The 14,399-nt window shown below is 68.9% G+C and carries 20 protein-coding genes; 5 read left to right on the forward strand and 15 right to left on the reverse strand.

What is annotated here, in order from left to right:
- Window positions 1-10: 10 nt before the first annotated feature.
- From DFP88_RS16010 to DFP88_RS16045, 8 genes are all read right to left on the reverse strand, one after another.
- Entirely contained in the window at window positions 11-340 is a 330-nt protein-coding gene (locus tag DFP88_RS16010) for a phage head closure protein (protein ID WP_110815709.1), read from the reverse strand.
- A complete protein-coding gene (locus tag DFP88_RS16015) occupies window positions 340-891 on the reverse strand; it encodes a head-tail connector protein (RefSeq protein WP_110815710.1) in 552 nt (183 codons plus the stop codon). The genes DFP88_RS16010 and DFP88_RS16015 overlap by 1 nt, the downstream gene beginning before the upstream one ends.
- A complete protein-coding gene (locus DFP88_RS16020) occupies window positions 891-1,265 on the reverse strand; it encodes a hypothetical protein (protein ID WP_110815711.1) in 375 nt (124 codons plus the stop codon). Before DFP88_RS16020 ends, DFP88_RS16015 begins: the two co-directional genes overlap by 1 nt.
- 85 nt (window positions 1,266-1,350) lie before the next feature.
- Window positions 1,351-2,697: a phage major capsid protein gene (locus DFP88_RS16025; RefSeq protein WP_110815712.1), complete on the reverse strand. Its 1,347-nt coding sequence runs from the start codon at window positions 2,695-2,697 to the stop codon at window positions 1,351-1,353.
- 106 nt (window positions 2,698-2,803) lie between these two features.
- A complete protein-coding gene (locus tag DFP88_RS16030) occupies window positions 2,804-3,682 on the reverse strand; it encodes a S49 family peptidase (protein WP_425450844.1) in 879 nt (292 codons plus the stop codon).
- Between the two features lie 8 nt (window positions 3,683-3,690).
- The gene (locus DFP88_RS16035) at window positions 3,691-4,971 is read right to left on the reverse strand and encodes a phage portal protein (protein WP_110815714.1); all 1,281 of its coding nucleotides are present in this window, start codon (window positions 4,969-4,971) and stop codon (window positions 3,691-3,693) included.
- Window positions 4,968-6,629 (reverse strand): terminase large subunit, encoded by a 1,662-nt coding sequence (locus DFP88_RS16040; protein ID WP_110815715.1) that lies wholly within the window; start codon window positions 6,627-6,629, stop codon window positions 4,968-4,970. Before DFP88_RS16040 ends, DFP88_RS16035 begins: the two co-directional genes overlap by 4 nt.
- Complete coding sequence (locus DFP88_RS16045) at window positions 6,616-7,062, reverse strand: P27 family phage terminase small subunit (protein WP_110815716.1); 447 nt, start codon at window positions 7,060-7,062, stop codon at window positions 6,616-6,618. Before DFP88_RS16045 ends, DFP88_RS16040 begins: the two co-directional genes overlap by 14 nt.
- Window positions 7,063-7,194: 132 nt before the next feature.
- Between DFP88_RS16045 and DFP88_RS17575 the strand changes: the two genes are divergently transcribed.
- Window positions 7,195-7,479 (forward strand): DUF3892 domain-containing protein, encoded by a 285-nt coding sequence (locus DFP88_RS17575; protein WP_110815717.1) that lies wholly within the window; start codon window positions 7,195-7,197, stop codon window positions 7,477-7,479.
- Window positions 7,480-7,595: 116 nt separating this feature from the next.
- Here the strand turns inward: DFP88_RS17575 and DFP88_RS16055 are convergent, their stop codons facing one another.
- The 7 genes from DFP88_RS16055 to DFP88_RS16080 form a co-directional block, all read right to left on the reverse strand.
- The gene (locus tag DFP88_RS16055; RefSeq protein ID WP_110815718.1) at window positions 7,596-7,979 is read right to left on the reverse strand and encodes an HNH endonuclease signature motif containing protein; all 384 of its coding nucleotides are present in this window, start codon (window positions 7,977-7,979) and stop codon (window positions 7,596-7,598) included.
- Between the two features lie 115 nt (window positions 7,980-8,094).
- A complete protein-coding gene (locus DFP88_RS16060) occupies window positions 8,095-8,946 on the reverse strand; it encodes a hypothetical protein (RefSeq protein ID WP_110815719.1) in 852 nt (283 codons plus the stop codon).
- Window positions 8,943-9,557, reverse strand: a complete 615-nt coding sequence (locus DFP88_RS16065) for a hypothetical protein (RefSeq protein WP_146227544.1) — start codon at window positions 9,555-9,557, stop codon at window positions 8,943-8,945. The genes DFP88_RS16060 and DFP88_RS16065 overlap by 4 nt, the downstream gene beginning before the upstream one ends.
- A 203-nt stretch (window positions 9,558-9,760) precedes the next feature.
- Entirely contained in the window at window positions 9,761-10,387 is a 627-nt protein-coding gene (locus DFP88_RS16070; protein WP_110815721.1) for a hypothetical protein, read from the reverse strand.
- Window positions 10,384-10,740 carry a hypothetical protein gene (locus tag DFP88_RS16930; RefSeq protein ID WP_146227546.1) on the reverse strand — a complete coding sequence of 119 codons (357 nt, stop codon included), beginning with the start codon at window positions 10,738-10,740 and terminating at the stop codon, window positions 10,384-10,386. The genes DFP88_RS16070 and DFP88_RS16930 overlap by 4 nt, the downstream gene beginning before the upstream one ends.
- A 34-nt stretch (window positions 10,741-10,774) precedes the next feature.
- Window positions 10,775-11,281 (reverse strand): DUF1937 family protein, encoded by a 507-nt coding sequence (locus DFP88_RS16935; RefSeq protein WP_146227548.1) that lies wholly within the window; start codon window positions 11,279-11,281, stop codon window positions 10,775-10,777.
- 247 nt (window positions 11,282-11,528) lie between these two features.
- A complete protein-coding gene (locus DFP88_RS16080) occupies window positions 11,529-12,041 on the reverse strand; it encodes a hypothetical protein (protein WP_146227550.1) in 513 nt (170 codons plus the stop codon).
- 387 nt (window positions 12,042-12,428) lie between these two features.
- On the opposite strand from DFP88_RS16080, the gene DFP88_RS16085 reads away from it, so the two are divergent.
- The 4 genes from DFP88_RS16085 to DFP88_RS16100 all read left to right on the forward strand — a co-directional run bounded on the left by DFP88_RS16085 (window position 12,429) and on the right by DFP88_RS16100 (window position 14,261).
- Window positions 12,429-12,818 carry a helix-turn-helix domain-containing protein gene (locus DFP88_RS16085; protein ID WP_110815724.1) on the forward strand — a complete coding sequence of 130 codons (390 nt, stop codon included), beginning with the start codon at window positions 12,429-12,431 and terminating at the stop codon, window positions 12,816-12,818.
- Between the two features lie 237 nt (window positions 12,819-13,055).
- Entirely contained in the window at window positions 13,056-13,256 is a 201-nt protein-coding gene (locus DFP88_RS16090) for a hypothetical protein (protein ID WP_110815725.1), read from the forward strand.
- The gene (locus tag DFP88_RS16095; RefSeq protein ID WP_110815726.1) at window positions 13,256-13,753 is read left to right on the forward strand and encodes a hypothetical protein; all 498 of its coding nucleotides are present in this window, start codon (window positions 13,256-13,258) and stop codon (window positions 13,751-13,753) included. Before DFP88_RS16090 ends, DFP88_RS16095 begins: the two co-directional genes overlap by 1 nt.
- A 112-nt stretch (window positions 13,754-13,865) precedes the next feature.
- Window positions 13,866-14,261: a DUF2312 domain-containing protein gene (locus DFP88_RS16100; protein WP_110815727.1), complete on the forward strand. Its 396-nt coding sequence runs from the start codon at window positions 13,866-13,868 to the stop codon at window positions 14,259-14,261.
- The last annotated feature ends 138 nt before the right edge of the window (window positions 14,262-14,399 follow it).

The raw sequence follows: 14,399 nt of genomic DNA on the forward strand, positions 1-14,399 counted from the left end.
CGAACGTATTTCACCCCGTCACCTCTTCGCAGAGAAACTCGATCAAGTCGCCGTTGCCGGGCGCCTGGCCTGCGCCGAGGATGTTCCAGGTCCGGCCGCGAGCGGTCAGGCGGTCGGCCGGCGTCACCGCCCGCATCGTCGCCGTCGAGCGCACCCGGATCGTCGCAGTCCGCGGCGAGGAGACGCGCCCCGCCAGCACCGCCTCGCGGCCGGGCGTCTCGCGGATGTCGGCCCAGGCATGCGCGAGGGCCTCCCACTCGCCGCGTGCGTTCCCGTAGTCGTCAGTGATCACGCGCTGCCGCTGGAAGCGCACCCGATCGGCCATGCGCCCGCCGGCCATCAGGCCCACTCCCGCGGGCGGAGGTAACGGTGCTTGCGGATCAGGGCTTTGACCCCGAAGGCCAGCGCCGTCTCGTCCCGCGCCTCGACCGCGATGCCGGCCTCGTACCAGTCCTTCGCCAGCAGGATCACGGCCTGCTTGAGCGAGGGAGGCACGGTGCCGTCGTCGTAGCCGACGCGGGCGTTGACCTGCAGAAGGGCATCCGCCCTCTGCCCGGTCGCCCCGATCCGCAGCCGCGGCTCGGAGAAGTCATCGAGCAGCCGCCAGTTGGCGAAGGGCACCCATGCCCCGTCCGCGCGCTGGATGGTGACCTCGTTGATCCCCAGGACCGGCGCGCAGGGAAACCACCAGGTCCCGCTGCGCGCCGGCACGCTGAAGATGACCCGATGCTCGCCGAGCGGCCGGTTGGCCGCCGAGCCGATCAGCTCGGCCGCCGCGGCAAGGGTATCGCGCACCACGGCGGCGTCGCTCTCGTCAGGGTCGGCGAGGTGGACGGCGGCGAAGAAGGCCTCCGCCTCCACCACCGCCGCCGGTCGGGTCAGGACCTCCATCAGGCCGGCTTCTTGCCTTGCTTCGGCGGCTCGCCGGGCGTGGCCGGCGCGGTCGTGGTCTCGGGCGCGGTGGTGCGCTTGGTCTCGGCGTCATCCTTGCCGAGCACCCGCGCCTCGTCGCTCGCCTGCGCCCCCGCGCCCGGCCCCTGCGGCGCCGGATCGGGACCGCCGGTCACGGCCAGCACGTCCTCGTCGTCGGCGGCGGGCAGGATCACGAGCGGCTTGGCGGCGCCGCGCTCCCGCTCCGCCTTGGTCGAGGACTTGGCCACCTTCGCCTCGATCATCCGGTCGGCGATGTGCTCGTCGAAGCCGGCCACCTCGCCGGCGTTGTAGCGCCCATGCGCCTTGATGAAGGTCACGATCTTCCGGGGCATGCTCTGCCTCCTGTTGCTGGTGATGGTGTCTGCCCGGCCATGCCGAGCGCTGCAGGCGGCGCGCTCTGCGCCGCCTGCGTCTGGCTCAGAGCGTCCAGCCCTTGCCGTTGAGGCCGGCCAGGCCAGCGTCGTGGCGCGGCGCCATATCGTGCTCGGAGATCGCGCGGACCAGCGTCAGGTCGCGCTGGTAGGCGCTGACGGTGTCGCCGTTCACATCGACAAAGCTGGCCTCGGTCGAGGACGAGACGGTGATCTCCATCGTGTCGCCGATCATCACCTCGTCGAAGTCGGCGAAGTAGACCTCCGTCTCGTCGCCCTCGCCGCCCAGGTTGTCCGGGATCTGCGAGGTCGTGTAGATCGGGAAGCCCAGCAGCGTGCCGTTCTGCGAGATCGAGGGGAAGAGGTAGGCGCCGCTCGCCGGGTCGCGCAGCGAGGCGAGGAAGTTCTTGGTGCCGGCGCGCATGATCCAGCCGGGCCGGGTCATCTGCACGTCGGCGTCCTCGACCCGGCTGACGAGGCCGCGGACCGCCATCTCGACCGCCGGCGCCGTGTTGCCGACCGCCGGCATCCAGGCCGAGGCCGGCGTCCAGGTGCGCAGGCCGATCGGCGTGTTGTTCGCCCCCGTGCCCCGCAGGAAGGCGAGGTCGCGCCGCAGGCCCATGACCTTGAGGATGTCGTCGCGCACCAGCTGGCCCATCGAGGCCGAGGAATGCCGCAGCAGCGAGTTGCCGATCGGGACCAGCGAGGTCAGCTTCTTGAAGCTCATGTCGCTGGAGCCGAAGGTCGGCTCGCTCTCGCGGATCGGCGCGTTCTCTTCCCCGTAGCTGGCGGTGGCCGAGGTCTGCTGGCTGGCATGGCGCAGCTGGCCCGCCGGCATCGGCACCATGCGCGCGCCGGCGTTCATCACCGCGACGCGCGGGCGCAGCATCTCGATCAGCTCCGCCGACTGCGCCCGCGGGATCGTGACGCCGCCAGCATCGGTCGAGGCGCCCGAGAGCGCGGCGGAGAGCCCCGAGTGGCCAGCGGTCTCGAGCCGGCGCACCGCCTCGTCGTGATTGCCCCGCGAGCTGGCCAGCGCCTGCACCATCAGCGCCGCCGCGACGCCGCGATGCTCCGGGTTGCTGGCCGTGGCCGGCACCGTGGCGCCACCGGAGGCGGAGGCGCGGCCGCCGGTGCCGCCCGCAATGCCGGCACCCTGATCGCCCGAGGTCGCAGCCGCGGCCTGGGCCGCTTCCACCGCCTCGGCCCGCTTCACCGCCCCGTCGGCGCTGGCGAAGGCGGTCTGCGCCGCCTCGAAGTCGGCCACCGCGGCATCGAGCGCGGCCTGGTCGATGGTCTCGGCCGCCTCGAGCGTACCGACCATCGCCGCCGTGCTCTGCATCTTGTCAGCCGCTGCCTTCCGGTCGCGGCGCAGATCGTTGAGGTCCTTCATCGTGTTTCCTTTCTGGTGAAGGGAGCTGCGCACAGGGCGCAACAGATCGTCCCGCCGCGACGGGCAGGAGGATGACAGGGGGCCGAGGCCCCGGCTGTGTTCGGGATCAGCTGGCGGCGAGGGCCGCTGCGGCTGCGGCGCGCGCCGTGAAGCTGGCGGTGCGCCGGGCGGAGGGACGCGGCGCATAGGCCGCGAGGATGCGCGCGTAGAAGGCGGCGCGGGTCTCGACCGTGTCGGCGAGGCCGCGGCTGACCGCGTCATCGGGGGCGTAGACGCCGCCGCCCCAGGCGGTGTCGGCGCTGACGCTCAGACGCTCGGGGAGGTCGGCCTCGGCAATGCCCCGGCCCCGCGCGACCGCGGCGTGAAACCGCACCTCGCTCTCATCGAGCCAGCGCTGCAGCTCGGCACGGCCCTCTTCGGTCGAGACGTCCGGCCGCTTGGCACGGGCGTGGCTCGAGACCATTGGGATGGTCTGCATGCCCATGATGTCGGGCTGCACCGGCGCCGAGGCGATGAGCGCCACCCCGATCGAGCCGACAAGCGAGCCGGGCGTGACGGTGATGTCGCGCGCCTGGCTGGCGAGCCAGTAGGCGGCCGAGGCCGCCAGCGGTGCGACCAGCGCATGGACCGGCTTGACCGCCGCGCAGCGGGCAATCGCCTCGGCCGCCGCCTCGAGGCCGGTCACCAGCCCGCCGGGGCTGTCGACATCCAGCACCACGGCCGAGACGTCCTCGCTGGCCGCGAGGTGATCCATCGTCTCCTCGAGGCCGAAGTAGGTGGTCCAGCCGAGGTAGCGCTCGAGCATCGCCGAATTCGGCGTCAGCAGCCCCCGCACCGGCACCACCGCGACGCCGCGCGTCACGACGTAGCGCTCGGCGTCACCGCCGAGGGCGGTCGCCTCGCCCTCGGGGGCCTCTTGGGCGAGCTGGACCGAGGCCAGCTCCTCGGACAGCGCCACGGGCTGCGCCGCCAGCGTCTCGCGGATCGTCGGCATCAGTCGGTCTCCTCTTCGCTCTTGGGCGCGGTGTCGCGGGTCATGTTCGGCGCCGGATTCAGCACCGCCCCTTCGGGCACGTCGTCGAGGCCCTCGATCCGCCGACCCTCGTTGGCCAGCATGAAGGGCCCGCCGATGGCGCGGGCGAGCGCCTCGTAGCGGTCCTTCGTCGTCGGCCGCAGCAGGGCGCCGAAGTCGTGGCGCAGGAAGATGCCGCCGCGCCGCTCGCCCTCGGTCAGCACGCCCATCATCAACTGCTGCTCGACCAGCGTCGCCCAATGCAGGAGGCAGTCGGTCAGGTAGTCGATCGCCTGCTGCTCGCCGTTGGCCTTCACCCCGTGCTCGAGCATCTGCAGCTTCGAAGGCGGCACGCGGTAGATCGCGGCGATCTGCTCGCGGTCGAACTTCCGGCTCTCCAGGAGCTGCTGATCGGCGGCGCTGAGGTCGAGCTTCTTGATGTCTTCGCTAAGGCTCAGCACCGGCCACTCACGCGTGTCCGGGTCCTGCAGAGATTCCCGGATGCGCGTCGCAGTGCGCGCCCGACTTTCGTCGTCCTGGTAGTCGTCATTCAGGACGATCGCACCCTTGGTGGTGCCGCCGGCGGCAGTGCGCGCTGCCGCCTCCTGCCCCGCCAGCGCCAGCCCCATGCTCTCGGCTGCGACCTCGATCGGCGAGCGGCCGGTCCAGCCATCCTCGGCCATGTACCGCAGGTGCACCATCGACCGCCCCGGCACCCGGCGCTGCACCCCGGCGCCGTCCTCGAAGTCGTAGAACCGCTGCCGGCCGAGCCGCAAAACGGCGCAGCCGTCCTGCCGGGTCGGCTCGATCATCTGCAGCTCGCCCGATCCGTCGCGCGGGGCATAGGCATAGGACCGGCCCCGCAGCGTGTAGGCATAGGCCAGCGCATAGCGGGCCACCGCCGCCGGCACGCCCGGCGCAGCCTCGACGTTGAGCAGGTAGGAGGCCGGGTGATCCCGCAGCCGTTCCTCGCGCCCGTCCGGGCCGCGCCGGTAGATCTTGACCGGCACCTTCGACAGATCGCCGGCGATGACGTTGCAGCAGGCGAAGACCGTCGCGTGTTTCTGCGCCGCGATCGCGCTGACCGGCGGCAGGCCCTTGACCCGAGACCGGGTGCCGAAGCCGATGCCATCCGTCAGCCAGCCGACGGGGCGGGCCGTGCCGCTGGTCTCCGACTGGCCAGCATCGGCCGAGGCTGTGAGCGGCGGTTCGGCCCGCACCTGGTCGGCAGGTGCGCGGCGCAGGCGTTCGATAAGCTTCATGCGACCACGGTCTCCCAGCTCTTCTTCTTGCCCTCGGCAGCCTCGGCCCGGCCGAGCGCCATGATCGCCGCCACCGCGGCGTCGATCCGCCCCGCCGACTGCTTCTTGTCGGGCTTCACGTTCTCGCTCGCGTCCATAACGCGGTGCACGTTGCCCACCTGCCAGGCGAGCACCGGATTGCCGTTGTGCCGGATGCGCTTCTGCGCGACCCGCTCCTCGAAGCGCTTCATCGGGCTCGACATGCCGCGGTAGCCCTGCCCGTGCTCGACCAGCGGAAAGCGGCGCCGGTCCAGCTCTTTCGAGATCCAGTCCATGCCCCAGCGGTCGAAGGCGACCTCGCGCAGATCGAACTTCGCCCTGATCCACTCGAGCCGCTCGACGATCGCCGCCTGGTCGATCGTCCCGCCACGGTGCACCTCGAGCCAACCGGCGTCGCGCCGGGCGATGAACTCGCGCTTCTCCTTCTGCGCCCGGTAGGTGAAGCCCTTCGGCCCCTCCGGCAGGAAGGTGAAGACGACGAGGTAGATCAGCCCGTCCTTCGGGATCGCCACGGCGATCGCGGTCGTGTCCGTGGTCCGCGACAGGTCCACCGCCGCCCAGGCCTCGCAGCCGAAGAGGCTCTCGACCTCGAAGGGCTGCGCCATCAGGTCCCAGACGTCGCGTGCGATCCATGTCTGCGCGCCTTCCGTCCAGAGGTTCAGATGCAGGCGCCGGAAGTTCGGCATCTCGCCCTGGATCACGGCCGCGCGGTCGTAGATGCGGCGGAAGTCCTCCTCGCGAAACGCGACGCCGAGGTTCGGATTGCCCATCGCCCAGGCCGCCGGATCGCCCGGATCGCAGTCCTCGGGCGGCTCCGCGACATAGGCGAAGAGGCTGTCATCCTCGACGTCGCCACGCAGCACCTTCTCGGAATACTCGCGCAGCTCGCCGCAGATCGAGGCGCGGTCGGCGCCGGCCGTGGTGATCGCCCAGTCGAGCGACTGGTCGCGGGCGAGCATCGAGTTCGTCACGATCTCCGCCAGCTCGCGATCCGACCAGCGGTGCAGCTCGTCTCGGGCCGCGAAATGCGGGTTGATCCCGTCCGCTGAGTTGCCGTCCCGGCTGAGGCAGAGGATCTCGCCGTTGGTCGGCGGGCTCTCGATCGAGTTGCGCCAGACCTTCAGCAGTTGCGACAGCGCCGGCGAGGCGCGGATCATCCGCTTCAGCTCCTTGAAGAGCAGCCCCGCCTGGTCGCGGGTGGTCGCCGCGCAGAAGCCCTGTGGCGCCGCCTCCCCGTCGAAGAGCTGCGTGAAGAGCATCGGCACCGCCGTGTCGGTGGTCTTGCCGTTCTTCTTGCCGACCTGGTGGTAGGTCGAGCGGAACCGCCGCTTGCCCGTCTCCTCGTGCTTCCAGCCGAAAACCGAGCCCTGCCGGAACACCTGCCACGGCTGGAGCGTCAGCGGCTTGCCCGCCATCGGCCCGGTCGTGTGCTGGATCATCCCCGCGAAGCGGACGATCATCGACGCCGCCTCACAGTCGAAGACCAGCCCGCGCTCGTGCCCGGTCTCCAGGTCGACTAGGTGCCGCTCGCAGGCCAGGCGCACCAGCTCGCCCGTGACGAGGTCGCCCTCGACCACCGCGGCAGCGTAGCGCGAAACGGGATGATCAGACGGATGCATCGCTAGCCAGCTGCCGCTTCAGATCCTCGAAGAGGTCGCCTTGCCCCCCGCCGGAGAGACGCCGCTCGTCGACGGGCGACATGCCGAAGAGCGCGCCGATCCGCTGCATGTTCGCCAGCGCTTCCTGCCGCTGGCCCCAGGCGGCGCGCTTCTTCTCCTGCAGCCCGTTGCGCGTGCTCACTTCGTAGTAGGAGCCCATCATCGCCAGGTCGCCGGTGAAGCGCATGAAGTCCCCAACCGCCTCGCAGTAAGCCGCGAAGAGGTCGGCGTAGTGCGGCTCGAGCCGATCCTTGGCGACCATGACCGGCGCCAGCTCTTCCCATGCGGCGCGGCCTTCGTCGGACATCCAGTCCAGCGCCGGCGGCACGGGCCGCGGCGCGGCATCGCCTTTCATCGGTATGACGTTGTCCAGGATGGGCTTGGGTCCGCGCATTGCAGCGCCCTCCTCTTCGTTAGATCGCGCAACATCGTGCACGCGCATGTTGAGCAGGCTGCAACTCTAGATGGCTGCAGTTCGTGCCTAGTTGTTTGAGATTTGTATTGATTAAGCAGCAGGCAGGACTTGATGCCCATAAAGTTCATAGTTGAGAGAGCCATACTTCAACCGGGAGCACCGTTGATTGAAGCGATTACCCATCTCGAATTAGTTGACTCTGATGGAACAAGATGGCGCCTGAGGACGTCGGCAGCAATCACCGCTATTGAGGACGGCGATTTCGAATTTTACCTGAGGATTAACCACATTGAAGTGCCCTTAGCGATTGGGACTAGTCGCGGTGGCAAACGGTTTTTGAAAACTTCAGCCGATGAGGATTTGCCGATTAACCTGCTGCTCATAGCGAGGACCTAGATAGGGCCTAACCTCTGGGCTTTTTTCCTGAATTAGCCGCGTACGAAAAGAAAGGTTGGGGGCGCGGTCACCGCCGTACCGCCCAGATTTTCAGACCACCCCCGGTGCCCCGCGCGTCAGCGCCGGTTCAGGGTCTCGCTCGCCGTCTTGCGCGAATGGCAGGCCTTGCAGAGGCCCTGCCAGTTTCGGCGATCGAGGAAGAGCTTCATATCGCCGCGATGCGGGACGATGTGATCGACATCGACGGCCGGCTCGACCTTGCCGACCTCGGCGCAGTGTACGCAGAGCGGCTTGGCCGTGAGGAAGGCGAGCCGACCCTTGCGCCAGGCGGCGAGCCGGTAGAGCCGCCGCCCCTTCTGCGCCTGGTCAGACCGCTGCGCCGCGGCCTGCCGCTCCGCTTCCCGGCGCTGCCGCTCGGCGAGGTGCTCGGTGCAGTAGCTTGCGCCCTCGTCCGCGACCTCGTCGCAGCCGGTCTTGGCGCAGAGCTTGCGGATCGCCATGCCCTCGCCCTCGCCACCAGTTTCGGGAGCACCAACGAGAAGCGCCCGGTCGGGTGATCCCGCCGGGCGCAATTCGTGATGATGTCAAGAGAGATGCCAGCCGGTGGAGTAGGCGTCAAGCCCTCTCAAACGGCGACTGAGGGCGGACCCCGAAATATGTCGTTCGACCGGGCCGCAGCGCCCGCTGCCCCAGCATGCGCTCCAGAGCCGCCGCCAACCCTGCGAAGGCGGCTTTGGTCACGGTGCTGCTCTTTGCCCATCCATGCTTGTTGAGCAACTCAGTCACCGTCAGCCCTTCGATGAATACCCCGTCGACCAGCTGCCGGTCGCTGATGGCCCGGCGGTCAGCGCCCCGCTTCGACGGCCGGACCCGGCGGATCGGCATGGCCACGCCATCACCGATGCGGCGCTGCAGGGCGAGCAGCCTGTCCCGTTCCGCCAGCCGCGCCTCGGTCACGTCGCCGCCGCGCCCGCCAGCCGACCGCGCGCCCGACACCTCGAGCGAGGCGCAGCGCACGCCGCCCGCATGGTAGCGCTCGTACAGCCCGGCATACTCGCGCCCGATCGCGACCTGCTCTGCCGTCAGCACCAGCTTGCCCCGCTTGCGCGCGGCCTCGTGCGCCATGATGTCGATAGCATCCGCCAGCTGCATGGTCTTCCGGCCCTTGTAGCCCGCCGGCTTCAGCTCGTACTCGTCCTCGCCCTTCGGGTAGAAAGCCTGCGTTTCGAAGACCCGCACCGGCCCGCGCGCTGGCGCCACCGGGGCCGCGTCACCGCAGAGCTCTGGCACATGCCCCGCCTGAAGGATGAGGCCCCGCCGCTGCTCATCCGTCAGCCGGCCCCAGGCCGACCGCTCCGCCCGCCGCCGCGAGCCCTTCTCGTCGATCAGCGCCTGCTGATCCTCCTTCCGCAGCAGCGCGAAAGCCGCGCGCCCGTCGCCAATGATCTCCGACAGCCTGTCCTTCATCGCGCCATCTCCTCTTCCCGCTTCTCGTCCTGCAGGTGCTCGACCAGCCCTTCGACCCGCTCGCGCTGGTCAAGGTACCAGCGCTCCCAGGCCAGATCGTTCGCGTCATTCAGCACCTCGCGCTTGCGCCGGTCGCCGATGACTTCCAGCCGCCGCCGGTTCGCCTGCGCCTTCTGCGCCACCAGCGCCCGCGCCTGCGGCGTGACCGGCGGCGCCTTCTTCTTCTCAAACCACAGGAAGGTCTCGACCAGCGTGCCCTCGGCCACCGCCCTCGGCCCCTCGATCGACCGGAACCAGCGCACCAGGGCCGGCACCTCGTCGAGCGGACGCGGCTGCACCATCTCGGCATAGGCGCGGAAGCTGGCGGGAGAGGGCCAGAAGCAGCGGCTCGATCCCTCGCCCTTCGAGGCGAGCATGCCGCGTAGCGCCACCAGGTTGTCGTCGGTCATATAGGCCAACTCATCCGCCAGCCCGTCGAGCATCTGCCGCGCGGCAGCGGCGTCGGTGCCCCGCTTCGACCGGAACTCCAGCGGCTGCAGCAACAGCCGCCTCACCCGGTCCCTCTTCGTCTCCACCGCCGCCTGCGGGTCGGTGTACATGCCTGCCGTCATGGCCTCGCCCCCTTCTATGCCTGCCAACTTATCCACAGCCGCGCGGTCTCCCATCTGTCCGGCTGTCTTTGTTCTTCTCGTTCTCTTTCTCCTTCTAGGGCTGGACTGTCCGGCGACCGACCTGGTCAGTCCTCGGACTGTAGCGGACAGTCCGAGGACGGTAGGTGGACAGTCCAGGACAGTCCGCGGACTGTCCGGTCAGATCAGGTCACGCGCGCCCCTCCGATCCACCGCATCGTCGCCGCATGCGCGAAGACCGCGTCGTAGTGGTGCTGGAAGCGCTTGCCCTTCACGGTGTCGCAGAGCCACTGCTCCATCCGCTCGACCAGCACGTTGTCGGCGACCTCGGCCTTGGCAAAGCCCGCCGCCACCATGCGCTCGCGCAGGCGGCGTATCCGCCCGCGGACGGCCTCATCTGTGCGCTTTACCTCGGCTACCTCGCGCCGCTCGATCTGGTCTTGAACCGTGTCGAGCACCACGCGGTGCATCAGGCGCAGCTCGCCGTCCGAGGTGCAGGGCGTCCAGCGGTGCAGCGGTGACACCTCGAGGCGGCACAGCTCCTCCCAATGCGCGGGATCGACCCGCAGCATGCGCGCCTGCTCCAGCCGGTCGGCCGGCAGGGTGCCGATGGGCACCTGGTGCTGAGAGTGAAAGATGAGCTCGAGATAGTAGCAGCGGACCTCGGCCGTCCCACGCAGGCCCATCGAAGAAGTGAGGTAGCGCATCGTCTCGAACTTCAGGAAGTACTGCCCGTTCAGCCGAACCTCCCGCCCGACCGGATATTCTGGCAGGCTCTCGGTATCGACAGGGCGCAGCAGTGTGGCGGTCATGGTGTCCCCCGCTCGTGTTCTGTCGCGGGCGCAGGGGTCTTCGCCCTCGTCGCCCGCTCAGGTCCACTCGCGTGGCACGCGGGCAGGATCTCGGAATGATGATGAAGGCGCGCGCGGAGGTCGCAGAGCTGCGCCTCGACTTCTTCCAGCGCCGCCACGTTGCACGCCGCGCTGCCCGCCGGGTTCACCTCGGCGAGGCCGCGGTAGTGCGCCAGGCGCTGCGGCAGCTGTTCCGCGGAAAAGCGGGAGCCCCATAGGCCATCGCGCAGCACGATCGTCAGCCGACCGCGCTGAAGGGTCAGCGAGGCGCGCGGCGCGCGGGGCTTCATGTCGGAGAGGCGTGCGTTGCTCATGCCGGCACCGCACGCGTCATCGTCGATCCGGCCATCACAGCCCCTCCTCGTTCGGTTGGATCAGAAGCACCCGCATGTTGCGCTCCAGCGCCCAGCAGGCATCGCGCCAGACGCCGACGCTTTCGCGCCAGCCGTCGATCGGTGGAACGACCACCAAGTCGCAGCGACGCAACAAAAAGGCCGACCTGCCCTGCCCCGGAGACGGATAGAGCAGGCTACGATCCCTGAGATCATTAGCCGCCCACGTGCCATCGAGGCGCACGACCGGAGATACGATTCTTGCCCCGTGGCGCGCGAAGACCCTCGACCAGATCGCAGCGGCCATGGCTGCTGTCTCCAGCTCATGCCGCGCAGCGAAGTTAGTCTTCGGAGCGGCAAACGTGCACGTGTAGCAGGGCACGGACAGGTATCCGAGGCAGCCCAAGGCCAGCTTCGCCGCGGTATCCACGTCGACGTCGCGGCGCAGCAGTCCACTGCCTTCGTAGCGAGCGCAGAGCTGCGTCCAGTCTGGCTCGGGCGGCAGGCGATGATGCATGTTCATGGCCGCACCCCCGAATCGGGGACGGCACCGCCGCCCCCGGCCCCCAAAGGAGGTGCGATGGGGAGCACGCGCAGGCGGCCGCCACGCTCCCCCGGTATGGCGCCTGTACGGGGCGGGTTGACCGCTCCCGGGCCGCAGCGTTCGAAGAAAAAGGGACGCGGGCGGCGCAGCGCCTGCACCGCGCCCAGCTTGCGTCGATGACGTCGCCCGGGACAGGGCAGCGCAAGAAGAGGGGTCGCGGGCCGCATCATCGGCCGCCCGCCTGAAGGTGAGTGGCCAGACTGGCGACGATGCCACCAGAGGCCTCGCGCAGGCGGACCAGGAGCGCACGCTGATCGGCGATGGCCGCGCCGGCCTCGTCATGCTCGAGGATCGCGCGGTTGATGGCCTGCGGATCGCCGCTCTGAATCGCCGACATGCCCGCGCTGATCGCCTCGCCGAACTCCTTGGAGCTGACGCCGATCTGCGCCAGCAGGTTGTCGGCACCGGCAGCGCCTGCGCCGCTGGGGTGGAAGACCCCGCCCGCATGCGCGGCGAAGTGCTCCGCCAGCACCCGCGCCGCCTCAGGCGACATGCGCGCCAGACGGTCAAGGTGATTGACCCCCAGCCCGTGCGGGCGCTTGGCGCTCTTGGCGGTTGCTTCGGATAGCGTCGAGGCGGTGAGCCCCAGCATATCCGAGGCGGCTTCGAGACCGCCGGCGGCAGAATAGGCCCGAGAGACGGCATCCTGGACGGAGCCGGCAGGGTGGTTGCGGCTCATTGCGAAACCCTCCGCGTTGCTTTCGCTTTTCGGGACGACGCGGAGCATGCATGTCTGGAGAATGAGGACGCAGCGGCGGGATATGTGGGATAACTCAGCATCAGGCGGCCTCCACGCGGGCGGCAGCAGAGGTCGAAGAAAGCTCAACCCCTTTGGCGTGAGCTTCGACCAATTCATCGGCCGAGAGACAGATCCCTCTGCTCTCTGCGCCCTTCAACAGGGACCTCCAATACTTCGCTGGGATGCTCCCACGTTGGTGCCACCGATGGATTGCGCTGATCGCGAGGCACGGGTCGCTCCGTCGGGCATCCGCCAAAAGATCAAGGCGAGAGGGCCAGCGATTGAGCAAGGCAGGTACATGTTGGGTCATCATGACGACTATGTAGAATGACCATTACGGTCATTTGTCAAGACACCAAGTCGGTGATTGAGACCAAATCGGTCACGGACGACGATGACAGCATGGCGACCGAGAAACCGAATCCCTTGCCCGAAGCCCTCCAATCCGAGATGCGACCGGAGAGAATTGGCTATCGGCTCATGTTGCTTCGCGAGGCCTTAGAGCTGCGACCGGCGGAAATCGCGGATGCACTAGGTATCGAGCGGACTTACTGGTCCCGCTTCGAAGGGGGCAAACGCCCTATAACCGACACGACTGCTGCCCTGCTAGTTGACCGCTTCGGGGTATCTTTGGACTTCCTCATCCTAGGGAGATGGGACCGACTACCTCTCGAGTTGGCGCAGAAAATGCGAGTCGTCGAGCAAAAGAACAGGTAGTCCAGGCTCTCGCCGGTTGCCTCCGCACGGGCCGCCAAGGCCATCAGGCGGCGCTTTCCGCTCCAGTACATCAGCATGCCGCCCTCCTAAGAACATTAGGGGAACAGTTCAATCAGTGACCGCGGACCGATGCAACCTGCAAGAAGCATGAATAACCAATTAGGTCATTATTTGGTTTGAAAGTGACCGTATTGGTCACTTACTCAGCCTCCATCGACCCACCCGATGGAGCGTCCGATGCAACACCGCACCCCCTCCCCGCGCGTCCTGACTGACGCCGCCGCCGTCATCGCCGACCCTGCCGCCTATGCGGCCCGCCCGCACCTGGCCGGCCTCGCCCGCCTCGCGCTGATGAGCGCCCGCGGAACCCCGCTGCGCCAGACCGGCCCCGCGGCCGGCCGCGTCGCCCTGCGCCTCGTCCAAGGAAGGCTTCTCTGATGGTCGGCCTCATCCATCAGTACCTACCCGCGCTCTGCGACAGCTTGGACCGGCTTGGCCCGGAGGAGCTGACCCTTCGGCTGGAGTCGGAGGTGCTGCGCCACGGCGGCACTTGGCAGCAGGACGCGAACGATGGGCCTGCGGTGCGCGAGATCGCAGTGCACGGCATCGCCATGTCCGCCCTCAGCTATTCGCAGGCGGCCGTCGCCTGGCGCTTCGCCGCCCGGGTCGCGGTCGGCGGCTATGCGGACGTCTCGCCCGACCCGAAGGTGGCCGCCCTGCAGCGCGCCTGGGCCCTGGCGGTGCTGCATCACGTCGTGCCTGCGCCGGAGGCGATCCATGCCAACGCACAGGCGCTGCTGGACCGGATGACGCAACCTGACCTCATTACCATCCCCGCCCCGTCCGACGGCGGCTTCCGCTCAATCGACGAACTTCTTACCGCCAGCACCCCGGTCCATGCCGACGGCGAGCCCCAGCCGGAGCCGGCGGCATGAACCAGCGCCCCGTGAACCGGCGCCTGCTGTGGTGGGCGCTGGCCTTCGTCACGCTCGAGGGCACCATCGGCCTTGCCGTCTGGCGCGCCTCTCAGACCTGCTGGAGCTGCTGATGCCCAACGTCACCACCAAGCGCATCAGCCCGCCCGACGGCGAAGGCGGGCGGATCGAGAGTGGCCCCTTCATCACCGACGATCTGAACCGGACCGCCGCCGCGCGTCGAGGACGGGCACCGCTGAAGCAGACAGACGCTGACCGCGCCGTTGCCGATCGGGCGACTGACAGCGCCGCCCAGGAGCTGCGCCAGTTCGTCGAGCGCAGCGAGCGCCTCGCGGCCGAGAAGCAGGACATCGCGGACCAGATGAAGGAGGTCATGGCCGAGGCCAAGGGCCGAGGCTACGACACCAGGGCCCTGCGCAGGATCATCGCCCTGCGCAAGCGCGACCCGGACGACGTCGCCGAGGAAGAGGCCATCCTCGACATCTACAAAGCCTCGCTGGGGATGTGAGGCCATGAGAGGCAGCACCCAAACCGCCCCCGCCCCACCGCTGCGCATCCTCGTCGGCTGCGAGACCAGCGGCGTGATGCGCCGGTCCATGGCCGCGCGCGGGCACGACGTCTGGTCCTGCGACCTGCTGCCGGCCGA

This window comes from Pseudoroseicyclus aestuarii, from assembly GCF_003217255.1.
In the GTDB taxonomy this organism is placed as follows: Bacteria; Pseudomonadota; Alphaproteobacteria; order Rhodobacterales; family Rhodobacteraceae; genus Pseudoroseicyclus; species Pseudoroseicyclus aestuarii.

Bases quoted from the DNA above. Each gene is read 5' to 3' on its own strand.
- DFP88_RS16010 (WP_110815709.1), bottom strand. From the start codon at position 340: ATGGCCGGCGGGCGCATGGCCGATCGGGTGCGCTTCCAGCGGCAGCGC.
- DFP88_RS16015 (WP_110815710.1), bottom strand. From the start codon at position 891: ATGGAGGTCCTGACCCGACCGGCGGCGGTGGTGGAGGCGGAGGCCTTC.
- DFP88_RS16020 (WP_110815711.1), bottom strand. From the start codon at position 1,265: ATGCCCCGGAAGATCGTGACCTTCATCAAGGCGCATGGGCGCTACAAC.
- DFP88_RS16025 (WP_110815712.1), bottom strand. From the start codon at position 2,697: ATGAAGGACCTCAACGATCTGCGCCGCGACCGGAAGGCAGCGGCTGAC.
- DFP88_RS16035 (WP_110815714.1), bottom strand. From the start codon at position 4,971: ATGAAGCTTATCGAACGCCTGCGCCGCGCACCTGCCGACCAGGTGCGG.
- DFP88_RS16040 (WP_110815715.1), bottom strand. From the start codon at position 6,629: ATGCATCCGTCTGATCATCCCGTTTCGCGCTACGCTGCCGCGGTGGTC.
- DFP88_RS16045 (WP_110815716.1), bottom strand. From the start codon at position 7,062: ATGCGCGGACCCAAGCCCATCCTGGACAACGTCATACCGATGAAAGGC.
- DFP88_RS17575 (WP_110815717.1), top strand. From the start codon at position 7,195: ATGCCCATAAAGTTCATAGTTGAGAGAGCCATACTTCAACCGGGAGCA.
- DFP88_RS16055 (WP_110815718.1), bottom strand. From the start codon at position 7,979: ATGGCGATCCGCAAGCTCTGCGCCAAGACCGGCTGCGACGAGGTCGCG.
- DFP88_RS16060 (WP_110815719.1), bottom strand. From the start codon at position 8,946: ATGAAGGACAGGCTGTCGGAGATCATTGGCGACGGGCGCGCGGCTTTC.
- DFP88_RS16065 (WP_146227544.1), bottom strand. From the start codon at position 9,557: ATGACGGCAGGCATGTACACCGACCCGCAGGCGGCGGTGGAGACGAAG.
- DFP88_RS16070 (WP_110815721.1), bottom strand. From the start codon at position 10,387: ATGACCGCCACACTGCTGCGCCCTGTCGATACCGAGAGCCTGCCAGAA.
- DFP88_RS16930 (WP_146227546.1), bottom strand. From the start codon at position 10,740: ATGAGCAACGCACGCCTCTCCGACATGAAGCCCCGCGCGCCGCGCGCC.
- DFP88_RS16935 (WP_146227548.1), bottom strand. From the start codon at position 11,281: ATGAACATGCATCATCGCCTGCCGCCCGAGCCAGACTGGACGCAGCTC.
- DFP88_RS16080 (WP_146227550.1), bottom strand. From the start codon at position 12,041: ATGAGCCGCAACCACCCTGCCGGCTCCGTCCAGGATGCCGTCTCTCGG.
- DFP88_RS16085 (WP_110815724.1), top strand. From the start codon at position 12,429: ATGACCATTACGGTCATTTGTCAAGACACCAAGTCGGTGATTGAGACC.
- DFP88_RS16090 (WP_110815725.1), top strand. From the start codon at position 13,056: ATGCAACACCGCACCCCCTCCCCGCGCGTCCTGACTGACGCCGCCGCC.
- DFP88_RS16095 (WP_110815726.1), top strand. From the start codon at position 13,256: ATGGTCGGCCTCATCCATCAGTACCTACCCGCGCTCTGCGACAGCTTG.
- DFP88_RS16100 (WP_110815727.1), top strand. From the start codon at position 13,866: ATGCCCAACGTCACCACCAAGCGCATCAGCCCGCCCGACGGCGAAGGC.